We start from the raw sequence: 16,862 nt of genomic DNA, 5'->3' as shown, positions 1-16,862 counted from the left end.
GGGTTGTGGGCCAAGTCTCAAGGAATACAAAAACACCCCGCAACCTGGATGGCGGCGGGGTGTTTTTCTGTACCGGGCGGGTCAGAGCGTGGCTTGGCGCACCTGTTTTTCCAGCTCGGTCTTCAGGCCCGGCTCCAGCTTGAGCTGGCGGGCCAGTTCGTCGAGGTAGGACTTCTCCATGAAGTTTTCCTCGTCCACCAGCATGACGCTGGCGATGTACATTTCGGCGGCCATTTCCGGGGTGCTGGCGGCGCGCGCTACATCGCTGGGGTCCAGGGGTTTGTTGAGCTCGGCATGCAGCCAGTGTTGCAGCTCCTGGTCGTTGTCCAGCTTGACGAACTCGCCTTCGATCAAGGCGCGCTCGCGCTCATCGACATGGCCATCGGCCTTGGCGGCGGCTACCAACGCCTTGAGAATGGCCTGGCTATGCAGTTCGACCTGGGCCGGTGGCAGGCGGTCGAGGGTCTGCGGCTCGCCTTTGGGCGCACCGGCCTGTTGTGCCTGCCAGTTGCCGTAGGCCTTGTAGGCGATCACGCCGAGTGCTGCAAGGCCGCCATAAGTGAGGGCTTTACCGCCAAAGTTGCGGGCTTTTTTGTTGCCCAGCAGCAGGCCCATGGCCCCGGCCGCCAACGCCCCACCACCTGCGCCACCGAGCAGGCTGCCGAGCCCGCCACCGCCGAGCAGGCCGCCCAGGGCGCCTTTGTCATCACCTTTACGTTGACCGCCAGCCTTGTTTTGCAACATGTCCTGGCCGGACTTGAGCAATTGATCAAGCAATCCACGGGTATTCATTCATAGCCTCCAGAGACTTGGGTTCATAGGGTTGATAGGCCTCCAGCGTAAAACTAAGTGCCAATTATCCTGGATATAGAGTGCTTCCAGATGTAACTCAACTGCGATGGTTTTGGGTCGGTGTGTATATCCATTGCTGCGGTCACGGCCGCTATTGGTTCCGCTCTTACAGCGGGTCACTTTTGGAAAAGAGCCCGGAGTGCCGGCCCAGCCAAAAGTAACCAAAAGGGCTCTTGCCCCACCACTCGGCACCTCGCCCAGGCTCGGTGTGGTTTAACGGGGCGCCTAAGATCAAAAGCAAAGCGAGGCGGCCTGACAGCCGACCTGATCGTCGAGGCGTGCGCGGACTCTGTAGGAGCTGGCTTGCCTGCGATGGCGGTGTATCAGCCAATACATTTATCGACTGATACACCGCCATCGCAGGCAAGCCAGCTCCTACAGGGGAAGGCAGCTTCGTGCTCTGGCTTTGCTGTTGCTCTGCTTTTGATCTGGCTTTTGATCTTAAGCGCCCCGTTAAACCACGATGGCCGCAGGCAGGTATTGCGCAGTGGGCACCCCGGCATGGATGCCGGGGTAGACGCGACACGGCCATGGATGGCCGATCGCGGCGGGCCCACGGAGCAATGCCTGACTGCGGGCATGCCGAGCCTAGGCGAGGCACCGAGTGGTGGGGCAAAAGCGCTTTGGTTACTTTCGCGCTCTTCGAAAGTGACCCGCCGTAAGGGCGGAACCAATAGCGGCCCTGAACGCAGCAATGGATATACACACCGACCCAAAGCCATCCCCAGCAACCTCCCCTGCTGACACGTCTTGTTTCATATGCAACGCCATCATCCCGCTATCAATCAATTTTCCTTCCCTACCGAACCCCTTAAGCTATCTGGCATCTGTTTAATGTCCGTTGCGTTTGGCCGAAGGCATGTCCGAACCGTTATTTCTGATCCAGCACGCGCCAGGAACGGCACGGGATTGCTCACCACAGGTTGTATTTATGCACCGCAGGAATTTGCTCAAAGCGTCCATGGCCATCGCGGCCTACACCGGGCTGTCGGCCAGTGGCCTGCTGGCCGCCCAGGCCTGGGCAGGGAATCGTGCAGCCGATGGCGACGCCAAGGCGTTCGACTTCGACTGGCTCAAGCTGCAAGCCAAGCAACTGGCCGGCAAACAGTATCAGGACACCCGCCAGGTGCTGCCGCCGACCCTGGCGACCATGACCCCGCAGAATTTCAATGCCATTGGCTACGACGGCAATCATTCGCTGTGGAAAGATCTCAAAGGCCAGTTGGACGTGCAGTTTTTCCATGTCGGCATGGGCTTCAAGACCCCGGTGCGCATGCACAGTGTCGACCCCAAGACCCGCCAGGCGCGGGAGGTGCATTTCCGTCCGTCGCTGTTCAACTATGAAAAAACCACGGTCGATACCAAGCAGCTCAAGGGCGACCTGGGTTTTTCCGGCTTCAAGCTGTTCAAGGCCCCGGAACTGGACCGCCACGACGTGGTGTCTTTCCTCGGCGCCAGCTATTTCCGCGCGGTGGATAACACAGGTCAGTACGGCCTTTCGGCACGTGGCCTGGCCATCGACACCTACGCCGACAAACGCGAAGAGTTCCCCGATTTCACCCAGTTCTGGTTCGAGACGCCGGACAAGGACAGCACCCGTTTCGTGGTCTACGCCCTGCTCGACTCGCCGAGCGCCACCGGTGCCTATCGCTTCGATATCGACTGCCAGGCCACCCAGGTGGTGATGGCCATCGACGCCCATATCAACGCACGCACCGCGATCCAGCAGATGGGCATCGCGCCGATGACCAGCATGTTCAGTTGCGGCACCCATGAGCGGCGCATGTGCGACACCATCCACCCGCAGATCCACGACTCCGATCGCCTGGCGATGTGGCGCGGCAACGGCGAGTGGATCTGCCGCCCGCTGAACAACCCGGCCACCCTGCAATTCAATGCCTTCGCCGATAAAGACCCGAAAGGTTTCGGCCTGGTGCAGACCGACCATGAGTTCGCCAGTTACCAGGACACCGTCGACTGGTACAGCAAGCGCCCAAGCCTGTGGGTGGAACCGACCACCGCGTGGGGCGAAGGCTCTGTCGACCTGTTGGAGATTCCTACCACCGGCGAGACCATGGACAACATCGTCGCCTTCTGGACCCCGAAAAAACCGGTGGCCGCCGGCGACTCCCTGAACTTTGGCTACAAGCTCTATTGGAGCGCCCTGCCCCCGGTCAGCACGCCGCTGGCGCAAGTCAACGCGACCCGTTCCGGCATGGGCGGCTTCACCGAAGGCTGGGCACCGGGTGAGCATTACCCACCGGTCTGGGCTCGTCGTTTTGCCGTGGACTTCAAGGGCGGCGGCCTCGACCGCCTGCCCGCTGGCACCGGGATCGAGCCGGTGGTCACCTGCTCCCATGGCGAAGTAAAAGACTTCAGCGTGCTGGTGCTGGATGACATCAAGGGCTACCGCATCCTCTTCGACTGGTACCCGACCAGCGACAGCGTGGAGCCGGTGGAGATGCGCCTGTTCATTCGCACCAATGACCGTACCTTGAGTGAAACCTGGTTGTACCAGTACTTCCCACCCGCACCGGACAAGCGCAAGTACAGCTGATGCCAGGCGTTCCCACGCTCATGGCGTGGGAACGCCCCTGCCGGTTCAAAAGCGCGAAATACTCTTCATCGCGCCAATCAGATAACGCATCGCAACCTGATCGTTTTCCGTCAAGGCCCGGTACTGCTCCAGCAGTTGCGTCTCGTCCGAGCTCAGCCGGCGGCCATGCAATGACAGCTTGCGCCTGAAAAAAAGCGTCAGAACCCCTGCTACACCAATGCACTTGGTCATGGAATGTTTCTCCGTGTAGTAAACAACAACTCCTGATGCCCATAACCCTGCCCGCGAAGTGCAATGCCTCAGCGAGCAAACAGACTGACTTCCTGGGCCAGAAGCCGCCTTACTTCAAGCGTAGAAACTATCCTGGCGCGTGTGAGATTTTTTTAGAGTATTCACTTAAATAATTGCCTTGAGGCAAAAGACCTTCAGAAAATCCTCACGCACCGACCGCCGTGTACGCGCCTGATGCCGGACAGATCAGGGCAGCAGGCGATACAAGTGGATGTCATTGGGTTCCCGGTGGTACAGCTCGCTGTCGGGCTGCTTGAGCAAACGACAGCCGTGATGCAGATAAAAATCCACGGTGTTACGCGACTCGGTGGCCGAGATATACAGCGCCTGCGCACCCAGCGTTACCCCGTGCGCGCAGGCCAGCGCCAGCAGCCGCCCGCCCAGCCCATGCCCTCGGCCACTGTGGCTGACATGCAGGAACTTGAGCTGATGCATACGCAGGCCCTGGTTATGGATCACCCGGTTATCCACCACCGCTGCCGCCAGCAGCGTCGGGCCAGCAAACACCCCATGCAACCACCCGCCGCGCAGCCAGCAGCCATGCAGCTCCAGGGCATCCTGCTCGGCTTCGCCTTCGGGCCAGCCGCGCATGTCGTGGTGAGCGGCGTAGAGCACCAACTCGCCGTGTTCCAGGCGATAGCACTCATCAATCAGCTCAGTACGGTCAATCAACGCCAGCAGGGGAATGTCGCTTTCATTCAAATCACGTTCCACCAGCATCTTGGCCTCCAGCGTCCAGGACGCTCAGGATCGCTACTCCCCCGGCGACAGGCAAGAAAAAACCCACCGTGATCAGCGGTGGGTCTGGGTGATGAATGTAAAAAATCAGTCGCGCAAGTCAGACTCATGGATCGGCTGGTCGCGGTGGGTAGCCCGCTGGTATTGCGCCGGCCAGATCGCCTTACGCCCGCCCAGGTCGTCATCGGCGTGCAATGGCCAGTACGGGTCACGCAGCAGTTCGCGGGCAAGGAAGATGATGTCGGCCTGGCAGGTGCGCAGAATATGCTCGGCCTGGGCCGGCTCGGTAATCATGCCAACCGTGCCCGTGGCCATGCCGGACTCCTTGCGCACACGCTCGGCAAAGCGCGTTTGATAACCCGGCCCGATGGGGATTTCGGCATTGGCGGCGGTGCCACCGGAGGACACGTCGATCAGGTCCACACCCAGGTCTTTGAGGCGGCGTGCCAGTTCCACGGTTTCGTCGGGGTTCCAGCCGTCCTCCACCCAGTCGGTGGCCGAGACGCGTACAAACAGCGGCAGCTCTTGCGGCCACACATCGCGCACTGCCTGGGTGACTTGCAACACCAGGCGGATACGGTTTTCAAAGGATCCGCCGTATTGATCCTGGCGCTGATTGCTCAAGGGCGAGAGAAATTGATGCAGCAGATAACCATGGGCGGCATGGATTTCCACCACTTGGAAGCCGGCGGTCAGGGCACGCTTGGCGGCGGCCACGAAGTCGGCGATCACTTGCTGGATTTGCCCTTCGTCCAACTGCCGGGGCGCGGTGTGCTGCGGGTCGAAGGCGATGGGCGACGGACCTACCGGCACCCAGCCACCGTCTGCGGGCTTGACGCTGCCGTGCTTGCCGATCCATGGCCGATGGGTACTGGCCTTGCGCCCGGCGTGGGCCAGTTGGATCCCCGCCACCGCGCCCTGGGCGCGGATAAAGCGGGTGATACGCTGCAGCGGCTCAATCTGGGCATCGTTCCACAGGCCCAGGTCCTGGGCGGTGATGCGGCCATCGGCAGTGACGGCGGTGGCTTCGCTGAAAATCAGCCCGGCACCGCCAACGGCACGGCTGCCCAAGTGCACCAGGTGCCAGTCATTGGCCAGGCCATCGACGGCGGAGTACTGGCACATCGGCGACACGGCAATGCGGTTGAGCAGGGTCAACTGGCGCAGGGTATAGGGTTCAAGCAACAGACTCATGGGGCACCTCTTCTCGTATCCGGTGGGCATTGGCTCCAGGGTTCTGTCTGACCGGTGCGGGTGACGAAAAGATGAAAGGCCCGTCCCCTTCGGGCTAAAAAACAGACAAGGTCACAAGACCAATCACACAGTGCTTAGAGACTAGTCGACAACCGGGGATTGCACAGGGTTCAGCGTGGTTCGATGTGGGCAATCATCAGCTGCACGGTTTCCTGGCCACGGAATTCATTGACGTCCAGCTTGTAGGCCAGCTCCACCCAGCGAATGGTCGGGTTCGGCCACACTTCGCGGTCGATGCCAAAGGCAATGCCATCGAGCTTTACCGCGCCACACTCACTCTTGAGCACCACCTTGAGGTGACGCTCGCCCACCACCCGTTGCTCCACCAGTTGAAACACCCCGTGAAACAGCGGCTCGGGAAAATGCTGGCCCCAGGGCCCGGCGTTGCGCAGGGCGCGGGCCAGCTCCAGGTGGAACTCTTCCACCGCCAAGGTGCCATCGGACAGCAAGCGCCCGGTGAGGTCTTCTTCACGCAGTTGTCGGCGCACTTCGGCGTCGAAGGCTTCGGCGAACAACGGGAAGTTGGCTTCAGGCAAGGTCAGGCCCGCCGCCATGGCGTGGCCGCCGTATTTGGCGATCAGGTTCGGGTGCTGGCTGGCCACCACCGCCAGGGCATCACGGATATGAAAGCCCGGCACCGAGCGCCCGGAGCCCTTGAGCAGGCCATCACCGGCGTCGGCAAAGGCGATGGTGGGGCGGAAATAGCGCTCTTTCATACGCGACGCGAGGATCCCGATCACACCCTGGTGCCACTCCGGGTCGAACAGGCACAGGCCAAACGGCATCGAGTCCAGCGGCAAGTCCTTGAGCTGGGCCAGGGCTTCGCGCTGCATGCCCTGCTCGATGGCCTTACGGTCCTGGTTCATGCCATCCAGTTGCGCGGCCATTTCCCGGGCCTGGGCGAAGTCGCTGGTGAGCAGGCATTCGATGCCCAGGCTCATGTCATCCAGGCGCCCGGCCGCATTGAGCCGTGGACCGAGGATAAAGCCCAGGTCGGTGGAGGTGATGCGCGTGTGGTCGCGCTTGGCCACTTCCAGGATCGCCTTGATGCCTGGCCGCGCACGCCCGGCGCGAATCCGCTCCAGGCCCTGGTAGACCAGGATGCGGTTGTTGGCATCCAGCGGCACCACGTCGGCCACGCTGCCCAGGGCTACCAGGTCGAGCAACTCGCCGATATTGGGCTGCGGCTGCTTGTCGTACCAGCCCAGGCTGCGCAGGCGCGCACGCAAGGCCATCAGCACATAGAAGATCACTCCGACGCCCGCCAGGGCCTTGCTGGGGAACCCGCAACCGGGCTGGTTCGGGTTGACGATGGCATCGGCCGCCGGCAGTTCATCACCGGGCAAGTGGTGGTCGGTGACCAGCACCTTGAGCCCTGCCGCCTTCGCCGCCGCCACGCCTTCGACACTGGAGATGCCGTTGTCCACGGTGATCAGCAACTGTGGCTCGCGCTGCAAGGCCACGGCGACGATTTCCGGGGTCAGGCCGTAGCCGTATTCGAAGCGGTTGGGCACCAGGTAATCCACATGCGCCGCCCCGAGCAAGCGCAGGCCCAGGGTGCCCACGGTGCTGGCGGTGGCGCCATCGGCGTCGAAGTCACCGACGATCAGGATGCGCTGGCGCTGCTCCAGGGCCGTCACCAGCAACTCCACGGCGGCATCGATCCCTTTGAGCTGCTGATAGGGAATCAGCCGCGCCAGGCTTTTATCCAGCTCATCCTGCGAAGTCACGCCACGGGCGGCGTAGAGACGGGTCAGCAACGGTGGCAATTCACCGAGGAACGGCAGGACGGCGGGCAATGGGCGGGGATCGATGCGCATGGGGTGATGGGGGCTTCTGTGCAATACAACGGTTAAAAAACACTACCAGGAACGACGAACATCAAATGTGGGAGCGGGCTTGCCCGCGATAGCGGTGGATCAGTTAAAGATAAGCCGACTGACACATCGCAATCGCGGGCAAGCCCGCTCCCACACAAGCCAGCCTACAGGGTCAGCCGCGTTCGCCAACCAGCCACTGCAGCTGCACTTCGTGCTGGCCGCGGTCGTCGGTGACGAAGATCGTGCCTTCGCTGATCATCACATCCCACTTGATCACCCGTGGCATGTCCTTGGCCAGGGTTTCCAGGATTTCCTGGGGCACCGCGGCGATATGCACGTTTTTCAGGTTGTTGGCCACCGGCACCACTTTGCCTTCCCACACCCGCAGGCTGCCGTAGGCCAGCAGGCTGGTCCGTTCGGTGCGGCGTGAGCACCAGGTCAGGCGGTCGGCATCGGGCTGGCCGACTTCGATCCAGTGCAAAACCCGATCATCCAGGCTTTTTTCCCACAGGGCTGGTTCGTCCACATCTGACAGTCCGCGACCAAACGACAACTGCTCGTTGTACCAAAGGGCGTAGGCCAGCAAACGCACGGTCATGCGTTCTTCGGTTTCCGAGGGGTGACGGGCGATGGTTTGCTTGACGCTCTCGTACACCGAACGATCGAGGTCGGTCAGGTTGAGTTCAAACTTGTAGGTCGTGGACGGCTGGGCCATGAACGGACTTCTAGAGACAGGGAAAGGCGGCCAGTCTAACCGATGGCGGGCTCATTCAACGAATCCTGCGCTGCATCATCCTTATCCCTGCACCGCTCGCCTATGTTAAAAGGCAATACAAACCTTCCTGCGCTAGTAAGGATCCTCATGTCGTTTACCGCCAAACCGCTTGCCGGCCTGAAAGTCATCGAACTGGGCACCCTGATTGCCGGCCCGTTCGCCTCGCGCATCTGCGCCGAGTTCGGCGCCCAGGTGATCAAGGTCGAATCCCCCGACGGCGGCGACCCGCTGCGCAAATGGCGCAAGCTGTATGAAGGCACGTCGCTGTGGTGGTTTGTCCAGGCGCGCAATAAACAGTCCCTGACCCTGAACCTCAAGCACCCCGATGGCCTGGCGATCCTCAAGCAATTGCTGGCAGACGCCGACATCCTGATCGAAAATTTTCGCCCTGGCGTCCTGGAAAAACTTGGCCTGGACTGGGACACCCTGCACGCCCTCAACCCCAAGCTGGTGATGGTGCGGCTCTCGGGCTTTGGCCAGACCGGGCCGATGAAGGATCAACCGGGCTTCGGCGCGGTCGGTGAATCCATGGGGGGCCTGCGCTACATCACCGGTTTCGAGGACCGCCCGCCGGTGCGCACGGGGATCTCCATCGGCGACTCCATCGCGGCGCTGTGGGCAGTGATCGGCGCACTGATGGCCCTGCGCCATCGCGAGGTCAACGGTGGTCTCGGCCAGGTAGTGGATGTGGCGCTGTATGAAGCGATCTTCGCGATGATGGAAAGCATGATCCCCGAGTTCGATGTGTTCGGGTTTATCCGCGAGCGTACCGGCAACATCATGCCGGGCATCACCCCGTCGTCGATCCATACCACCGCCGATGGCAAGCATGTGCAGATTGGCGCCAATGGCGATGCAATCTTCAAGCGCTTCATGCTGACCATTGGCCGGGAGGACCTGGCCAATGACCCGCAACTGGCCAGCAACGATGGCCGCGATACCCGGCGCGACGAGTTGTACGGCGTGATCGACCGCTGGGTCAACAGCTTGCCACTGGAACAGGTGGTGGAGCAGTTGAACCTGGCCCAAGTGCCTGCCAGCCGGATCTATAGCGCCGAAGATATGCTGGGCGACCCGCAATTCCTGGCCCGGGAAATGTTCCTCAAGGCCCAGTTGCCCGACGGCAAGGATTTCAAGATGCCCGGCATCGTACCCAAGCTTTCCGACACCCCAGGCAGTTGCGAGTGGGTCGGGCCGCAGTTGGGCGAGCACAATGCCGTGATCCTGCAAACTCTGGGCTACGACAGCAGCGCCGTGGCCCGCTTGCGCAAGGATGGCGCGATCTGATGCCGCTCGGAGCATGCGCAAGATAATGGCCGGCCGTTTCATCATGGCGCTGCGGCGCCTATGGCTCATCGCCCCGCTGCTTGGGATGTGGCCGCTATCCGGCCAGGCACAGGACACCTTGACCTGGCTGGTGCGCGACCTGCCGCCGATGACCATTTTCGATGGTCCGCAAAAGGGCCAGGGCAGCGTCGATAAACTGCTACCGTTGTTGATCGAGCGCCTGCCGCAGTATCGCCACCAGATCCTGCACGTTAACCGCGCCCGTGGCATGCAAATGCTCAATGCGCCCTCCTTCACCTGCGATCCATCGCTGGTATGGACACCCGCGCGAGCCAGGAACATTGTCTTTTCCACACCGACGTTTGCCGTGTTGAGCAATGGCATCGCGATTCGCCGTAACCGACAGGACGCCCTGGCAAGCTATGTGGTTGAGGGCCAGTTCGACCTGGCGAGGTTTCTCGATGCGCGACAGACACGTCTTGGGATCGTCGCCGAGCGTAGCTACGGCCCCGGGATTGACGAACAGTTGATCCACGCCGACCCACTCGAACTGGCCCCACACTACGGCAACGATGCCCTGGGCAGTTTGCTGCAGATGCAGCGCCTGGGGCGGCTGGAAGCCGTGTTGGGCTACTGGACGGAAATCCGCTATCAGGCAGCGCAACAGGATATTGATCCACAAGACCTGATGTTCTATCCGATCAAGGGCACGACGCGCTATCAACGGATCCATATCGGCTGCTCGAACACCCCGCAGGGGCGCCAGGCCATTAGCCATATCAACCGCGAATTGCAGAATATTCCCCAGGCGGCGCTACTTGAGTCCTACGCCAACAGACTGGACCCGCTGATGCGCGAGCAATACCTCAAGGACAACCCGAGGTTTTTCAGCGAAACACCGCCGCCCTGATAAATTTTTGGCAAAAAGAAACCCCGAGCAGTGGGGAGACAACTCGGGGTTAAACGTGGCCTACAAAGACCAGTACAACAAGCTACAAGCACCGGAGCACAATGCTTGATCCTGCTGTTACAAGGTCTGACTCGCCTTCCTGTAGGAAGGTTCCAAAGATAAAAATTTCTTCATGCCTGGGCGGGAGCGCGCGCCTGGGCGGCGTTGCGCAAGGCCGCGATCACCGAAGGTTCCAGGCGCCCTTCGGCGATTTTCAGGTCGCGATGCAGGCAGTCCACCACGTCCACCAGGGCTCGCTTGTCGGTCAGTTGTGCGCGATCCACTTCGCGTTCGACCATGATCGCGCCCGTCGGGCTCTTCACCGTCACCAGGCATTCGCCGTGTACACCCGAGGCAGTCAGCGTGACCTGATAAGGGCTCAGCGCTTCGCCGAGCAATAGGCTGATACTTTCCATCTCGATCACCACTCAATCATGAGAAAAATAAATAACCACTGTAGGAGCACGCTCGCTCCTACAGGTAAGTGACCTACGCCAAAAGCACAAAGTTCGCCCTTGAGCTGAGCTTATCGAGCATGCATGGCAAATATGACAGAGAGAAAATAGCCGCCGACAGGCTAGAATCCCCTGATTATTGCCGGAGTCCACCGTGAGAGACGCGTCTGAACTGCCCCTGCGCATTGTCATAGCCGACGATCATCCGATTTTCCTGATCGGTTTGCGCGCAGTGCTGGAGCGCGACGCCCAGGTGCGCATCGTCGGTGAGGCCAACTCGCCCCAGGCCCTGGCCGCCCTGCTGCAAGACCGCCCCTGCGATGTACTGGTCACCGACTTCATGATGCCCGCCGAACCCCAGGCCGACGGCCTGCGCCTGATCGAACACCTGCGCCGGCATTACCCCGACCTGCCCATAGTGGTGGTGACCATGCTCAACAATGCGGGGCTGTTTCACTCGATCCTGGAACTGGGGGTCATGGGCCTGTTGAGCAAGGCCAGCCTGGCCGACGAGTTGCCCGAAGCTATCGACCAGGTGCGCCAGCAGCGGCCCTATGTGGCGCGTACCATTGAGCAGGCGCTGGCCCTGGCCGGCGCCGTGGGGGCTGATCGCCTGCATTCGCAGGACCAGCTATCCCCCCGGGAACTGGAAGTGATCCGCCTACTGGCGGGGGGTAAGACGGTGGGCGAGATTGCCGCGCACCTCAATCGCAGCAAGCAGACGGTCAGCACACAGAAGGTCAGTGCCATGCGCAAACTGGGGCTGATCAGTGATGCTGCGCTGTTTATCTACGTGCAGGAACATGGGCTGGCCTAGATTGTGTAGGCACCGGCAAGCCAACGCCTACAGGGCTATCGCGGCGGACTGGGCGAGCCAGTGTTGCAACATCTGGGCACTCATCGGATGGGCAATCAGGCAACCCTGCAGCCAGGCCGGCCCCAGCGCGCGCACGGCGTCGCGGTCGCCGGGGGTTTCGATTCCGGTCACGACCACGCCGACGCCCAGGTGCTGGGCCATGCTCATGGCCCCGGCAACCACCGCGCATTTGCGCTCGTCACCCGCCATCCCACTGGCAAATACCGGGGGAATCTTCAGCTCGGTGAACGGCAACTCCAGCAAACGCTGCAAGCTGGTTCCGCCGATGCCGAAATCACCAATCGACAACTTGCAGCCGATCATCCGCAGGCGCAGCAAACCGGTGACATGGGCGCTGTCGGTCTTCAGGCGCGAGGTTTCCACCAGCTCCAGGGTCAGGTTGCGCGCGGGTACGGCAAAGCGTTGCAGCAGGCCTTGCAGCGTAAGCGCGAAATGCTCCTGCTCCAGCAGCCGCCCGGGAATGTTGACCGATACCGGCAGTTCCCGACCTGTGTCCCGGGTCACCTGGGCGCAAAGACGCAACACCTGATCCAGCACGTACCAGGTAAAGGCCTGTTCTAGCCCCGCCAACTCCAGCAGCGGCAGAAACTCGCTGGGCATCAACTGGCCATGCTCCGGGTCTTGCCAGCGGGCCAATGCCTCCACGCCTTGCAGATCACCGGCCTGGTTGACAATGGGCTGGTAGCAGACACTGGCGTAACGCTCGATGGCCGCCTCGCCGACCTCGGCGCAGAGTTTCTCGGTCGCGAATTCACTAACCCCCAGCATCTGGTGCACGCGCTCCCAGGACAATGCGTGCGGGCTAGGCCGCAAGCGTTGCCGGCAGGCATCGAGCATTTGCCCGATGGCCGTGGCAGAAGCCGGTTTGGGCATGCACCCCAACACGTTGAGCCCCGCCTGGCGCGCCATGCTCGCCACGCCTTCGAGCACATCGGGATCGGCATCGCTCAACAGGACCAGCACCTGGGCCTGGCTCTGCTCGGCCATTTCACGAATCAGCCCCAGTGAGTCGCCATGCTCCAGGTACAGATCGCAGATGGCGATATCCACCGGCCCCTTGCTCGCCAGCGACTGGCGGGCGACCTCGACGCTTTCGGCCGTCAGCACGTTGAACACGCCGTTGGCGTTGAGCATCTGGTGCAGGGCCATCAGCTGGAACGGGTGATCTTCGAGAATCAGGACTTTGAGTGAGCGCATGGAAAACTCTGGGGCTGCGTGCAAGATGCTGCACATTAGCCAAAACTGCGACAAGACCCCATAGGACGCGTCCTATTCTTGCCTGTTCAGATATGGCCGGATTTGCTCCTGCAACACCCGTATGGCCACGCAAACATTTTGCCAGCGCTGCGCCAACTCATCCTCACGGTACTCGCGCGCACTGCTTTCCAGGGCAATACAGGCCTTGGCCAATGGCAGCGCATCCACCAGGCAACAAATGCCCTTGAGGCGGTGCAGGCTGGCCCGCAATTGCGCCAAGTCGTGTTCGGCCATGGCGTGGCCCAACAGGTGGTGCTCGTGCTCAAGGTTATTGGCCAACTCCTGCAACATGCTTTGCAGGATCGGACCGTCGGCCTGGGTCATCTTGCGCAGGGCCTGCAAGTCGAAGGCAGGCACCGCCGTGACCCGGGCCAGCACCTGGTTCCACTGCTCCAGGGTCACCGGCTTGACCAGCAGCGCATCCATGCCCGCCCGCTGGCCGCGCTGGCCCTCGTCTTCCTGGGCATCGGCGGTGCAACCGACCAACGCACAGCGCGGGCGCTGCTCCTGGGCCTCTATCTGGCGAATGGCCTCGGCCAGGGCAAAACCGGACATGCCCGGCATATGACAATCGGTCACCAGCACATCGAACGCCTCGCTGCGCCAGCGCTGCAACGCCGCCTCGGCACTGTGCACGGCCACCACCTGGTGCCCGAGGAACTGCAACTGCTGGGCCAGCACCAGGCGGTTGGCCGACAGGTCGTCGACAATCAACACCGACAATGCCCGATCTGCCGGCAGCAAAGACGCTGCGGCCACCGGCGCGGGCAGGTCGTCACTGCCGACCCGGTCCAGGCGCAGGTCGATACACACGGTGGTGCCTTCGCCCAGGACGCTGTGCAGGGTGATTTGCCCGCCCATCAAGTCCACCAGTTGTTGGCAGATGCTCAAGCCCAAGCCGGTACCGCCATGTTCGGCTGCCGTCAGCGGGCTGCCCTGGATAAACGGCTTGAACACCCGCGCCTGCTGGTCGACGCCGATACCGGGGCCCGTGTCCTCGACGCACAGGTGCAAGTATTCATGCCCCTCGCCATCCAACTGGCAGGCGACACGCACGCGCACTTCTCCGTGCTGCGTGAACTTGAGCGCATTGCCCAAAAGGTTATGCATGACCTGGCGCAGGCGCAGCGGGTCGAACCAGTAAAAGCCTTGCGCCTGGGGATCGAAAGCCAGGGTCAGGTGTAGGCCCTTTTTCTGCGCCGTGGCTTCAAACAGCCGCTGGATGCCCTCGAAGAACCCTTTCAGGTCGGTGGTCTGTGGCGCCAGTTGCAGGTGGCCGGCTTCGATCTTCGCCAGGTCCAGGCTATCGCCCATCAAGGCAATCAACTCCCGCGCCGAACGATGGGCCACCTGCAGCGCCTCGGAGACGGGTGCGCCCGAGGCCAGGGCGCGTTCCTGCTCCAGTTCCAGCAGGCCGATAATCGCCGTCATCGGCGTGCGGATCTCATGGCTGAGGTTCGACACAAAGGCACTCTTGGCGAAGTTCGCTTCATCGGCGGCGCGCCGCGCATCCATCAACTGGGTTTCCAGGACCTTGCGCTCGTTGATGTCGACCCAACCGCCGAGCAGCCCCTGCAACTGGCCCTGGGCATCATAAAACGGCACGGTCCATTGATAGACATGGGCGATGCCGCCATTGAACTCCAGCTGGCGGTCGATAAACAGCGACTGCTGCGTGGCCAGTTGCTCCATGTGCCCGGTATGCAGGCGCAAGGCCGTGGCGGCGGGCAGCACTGCGCTCTGCGGCAGGGTCAGGCCGCGAATCTGGTCTAACCGGGTGGCCAACTGTTGTTCATAGCTTTTGTTGCAGGTGACCAGGCGGCCAGCGAGGTCGCGCACAAATACCGGGTTGGGGATACCGTCGAGCAAGGCCCGCTTGAAGGCCAACTGGTCATTGAGCCGCCGCTCGGCCTCGACGCGCTGGCGGATCTGGCGCTTGAGCCGGCTGTTCCAGACCAGCGACACCAGCACAAACAGCAGCGCCGTGGCGACCGTCCAGTAGGCCCACGATGGCACACGCTGCCAGGCCGGCACCGGCACCGCCACCGCGCCCATCCAGCGCAGGCGCAGGGCACTCAACTCGGCCACCGGCAAGGCTTCCAGGGCCTTGTTCAAAATACTCAGCAGCTCGGGATGGTCCTTGCGCACCGCCAGGCTGTCACTGGACCACTTGCCATCGACGCTGCGACCGGCCCGCAATTCATCGGCCGGGTAGCTCTGCACTTCCACTTCACTCTGGATGGTCGCGGCGGCGTCTCCCCGGGCCACCAGGGCGCGGGCCTCGGTGTAGTTGGGCACCAGGCGCAGGCGGATCGTCGGATATTCGCGGCGGATATAAGCCTCCAGCACATGCCGCGCGGGCAGCGCCAAGACCCTGCCCGAGAGCTGTCGCAGGTTGATCACCGGCGGTGCATCGGCCCGCTCGACGAACACCCAGCCGGCGCCGCCAAACCCATGGCTGAAATCCAGAAAGCGCCGGCGCTCGGTGTTTTCCACCAGGGTGGTACTCATGTCCGCCGCGTGGTTTTCCAAGAGCTCAAGGGTTTGTGCGGTGGAAAACACTTCCTCGAGGACGAACTGCAAACCGGTCATGCGCGACAGGCGATTAAGCAGATCTACGTTCAGCCCGACCCAGCGGCCGTCCTTGTCCTTGAATACATACGGCGAATATTGCTGGGCCGCCACCAGCACCTGGGGATGGCGCAGCATCCAGGCCTGCTCGGCGGCGGTCAGGGGGATGCGCTCACCGTCAACGTCCACCCCCAGGCCGGTGGTCCAGCGGGCGAGGATTTCGCGGCGGACCGAGTCATCGATGCTGTGCAGCGCGCGGTCCAGCATGCGGCCCAACAAGGGGTCGGCGTGGCGCGTGGCGAAGGCAAAGCCAATCGGCGCCAGGCGGCTCTGCTCCTTGATCTGCATACCCAGGTAAGGCCGCAGGGACTTGTAGGCGCGCACGATCACTTCATTGCCGATAAACGCATCCACATCGCCCTGGGCCAAGGCCTCCAGGCCGCTGTAGAGGTTGGGCGCGAGCATGATATGGCTTTGCGGGTACGCCGCATGCACGTTCTTGACGTTGGCGTAACCATCAAGCAACACAACTTTCTTGCCCTTGAGGTCGTCTTGCATGGCCTCGTCAGTGCGCACCACCACCACTGAACGGTCCGGCATATAGTCCGGGGTAAAGGCCAGGCCAGGCACATCCCGCTCGTAGCCGTTGGCACTGGTGAGGATATCGATAGCCCCGCTGCGCAACGCTTCCACGGCCTGGGCCCGCTCGGCAAAACCCATCACTTGCATCGGCACGCCAAGCCGCGCGCCCACCAGGCTCAGGTAGTCGGCGCTGATGCCCTGGTAGCGATTGTGATCACGGGTGATATCGATGGGTTGGTAATCATCGATGGAGATCCCCACTTTCAAGCTGGGATGCTGCGCCAGCCATTGCTGCTCGGCGGGTGCCAGGGGCATGGGCGCCAGGGTGATAAACGCCGGCACCAGGTTGAACGGCAGGCTGACGGCGGCCAGGCTTGCAGGCAGATGACCGAGCAAGAGCATGCTCAGGAGGCACTGGCGCCATCGGGTCGTGAACCGCACCGTGGGGGTTTCCTTGTTGGTTATTGCGCACACAGCATAGCCTTACACCAAGCGACACCCCCTGTGGGAGCGGGCTTGCTCGCGATTGCGGCGGGTCAGCCAGCACATACTGCGCCTGGCACACGGCTATCGCGAGCAAGCCCGCTCCCACATTGG

13 protein-coding genes are annotated in these 16,862 nt (G+C 62.1%); 4 read left to right on the top strand and 9 right to left on the bottom strand.

The features are described 5' to 3' along the window. Positions 1-81: 81 nt before the first annotated feature. Positions 82-792, bottom strand: coding sequence for a tellurite resistance TerB family protein (locus HBO19_RS22065; RefSeq protein ID WP_169955695.1), 711 nt, complete (start codon positions 790-792; stop codon positions 82-84). A gap of 991 nt (positions 793-1,783) precedes the next feature. Between HBO19_RS22065 and HBO19_RS22060 the strand changes: the two genes are divergently transcribed. Continuing rightward, positions 1,784-3,409 carry a glucan biosynthesis protein D gene (locus HBO19_RS22060; RefSeq protein WP_169955694.1) on the top strand — a complete coding sequence of 542 codons (1,626 nt, stop codon included), beginning with the start codon at positions 1,784-1,786 and terminating at the stop codon, positions 3,407-3,409. Between the two features lie 45 nt (positions 3,410-3,454). On the opposite strand, the gene HBO19_RS22055 is transcribed toward HBO19_RS22060, so the two are convergent. The 5 genes from HBO19_RS22055 to HBO19_RS22035 all read right to left on the bottom strand — a co-directional run bounded on the left by HBO19_RS22055 (position 3,455) and on the right by HBO19_RS22035 (position 8,227). Continuing rightward, on the bottom strand, positions 3,455-3,640 hold the full coding sequence (locus HBO19_RS22055) for a hypothetical protein (protein ID WP_170058315.1): 186 nt from the start codon (positions 3,638-3,640) through the stop codon (positions 3,455-3,457). A 246-nt stretch (positions 3,641-3,886) separates the two neighbouring features. Beyond that, on the bottom strand, positions 3,887-4,420 hold the full coding sequence (locus HBO19_RS22050) for a GNAT family N-acetyltransferase (RefSeq protein ID WP_170058314.1): 534 nt from the start codon (positions 4,418-4,420) through the stop codon (positions 3,887-3,889). Between the two features lie 105 nt (positions 4,421-4,525). Beyond that, positions 4,526-5,632: an NADH:flavin oxidoreductase/NADH oxidase gene (locus HBO19_RS22045; protein WP_169955691.1), complete on the bottom strand. Its 1,107-nt coding sequence runs from the start codon at positions 5,630-5,632 to the stop codon at positions 4,526-4,528. 170 nt (positions 5,633-5,802) lie between these two features. Beyond that, entirely contained in the window at positions 5,803-7,512 is a 1,710-nt protein-coding gene (recJ, locus tag HBO19_RS22040) for a single-stranded-DNA-specific exonuclease RecJ (protein ID WP_170058313.1), read from the bottom strand. Positions 7,513-7,684: 172 nt separating this feature from the next. Further along, a complete protein-coding gene (locus HBO19_RS22035; protein ID WP_057438005.1) occupies positions 7,685-8,227 on the bottom strand; it encodes a YaeQ family protein in 543 nt (180 codons plus the stop codon). Between the two features lie 147 nt (positions 8,228-8,374). Here HBO19_RS22035 and HBO19_RS22030 point away from each other — a divergent pair, with 147 nt between their 5' ends. Together HBO19_RS22030 and HBO19_RS22025 are read left to right on the top strand one after the other, a co-directional pair. Further along, the gene (locus tag HBO19_RS22030) at positions 8,375-9,574 is read left to right on the top strand and encodes a CaiB/BaiF CoA-transferase family protein (RefSeq protein ID WP_169955689.1); all 1,200 of its coding nucleotides are present in this window, start codon (positions 8,375-8,377) and stop codon (positions 9,572-9,574) included. A 25-nt stretch (positions 9,575-9,599) separates the two neighbouring features. Continuing rightward, the gene (locus tag HBO19_RS22025) at positions 9,600-10,484 is read left to right on the top strand and encodes a TIGR02285 family protein (protein ID WP_170058312.1); all 885 of its coding nucleotides are present in this window, start codon (positions 9,600-9,602) and stop codon (positions 10,482-10,484) included. 170 nt (positions 10,485-10,654) lie between these two features. Here HBO19_RS22025 and HBO19_RS22020 read toward each other — a convergent pair whose 3' ends face one another. Continuing rightward, on the bottom strand, positions 10,655-10,939 hold the full coding sequence (locus HBO19_RS22020; RefSeq protein ID WP_169955687.1) for a DUF3509 domain-containing protein: 285 nt from the start codon (positions 10,937-10,939) through the stop codon (positions 10,655-10,657). A 193-nt stretch (positions 10,940-11,132) separates the two neighbouring features. Here HBO19_RS22020 and HBO19_RS22015 point away from each other — a divergent pair, with 193 nt between their 5' ends. Continuing rightward, positions 11,133-11,795 carry a response regulator transcription factor gene (locus tag HBO19_RS22015; protein WP_169955686.1) on the top strand — a complete coding sequence of 221 codons (663 nt, stop codon included), beginning with the start codon at positions 11,133-11,135 and terminating at the stop codon, positions 11,793-11,795. A 27-nt stretch (positions 11,796-11,822) separates the two neighbouring features. Here HBO19_RS22015 and HBO19_RS22010 read toward each other — a convergent pair whose 3' ends face one another. Both HBO19_RS22010 and HBO19_RS22005 read right to left on the bottom strand, forming a co-directional pair. Then, positions 11,823-13,052, bottom strand: coding sequence for an EAL domain-containing response regulator (locus tag HBO19_RS22010; RefSeq protein WP_169955685.1), 1,230 nt, complete (start codon positions 13,050-13,052; stop codon positions 11,823-11,825). A 72-nt stretch (positions 13,053-13,124) separates the two neighbouring features. Beyond that, positions 13,125-16,667, bottom strand: coding sequence for a transporter substrate-binding domain-containing protein (locus tag HBO19_RS22005; RefSeq protein WP_170058383.1), 3,543 nt, complete (start codon positions 16,665-16,667; stop codon positions 13,125-13,127). Between the last annotated feature and the right edge of the window lie 195 nt (positions 16,668-16,862).

It is taken from the genome of Pseudomonas sp. WS 5021 (assembly GCF_012985535.1).
In the GTDB taxonomy this organism is placed as follows: Bacteria; Pseudomonadota; Gammaproteobacteria; order Pseudomonadales; family Pseudomonadaceae; genus Aquipseudomonas.
The sequence above is the reverse complement of the archived record's forward strand: the minus strand, read 5'-3'. Positions and strand labels throughout refer to the sequence as shown.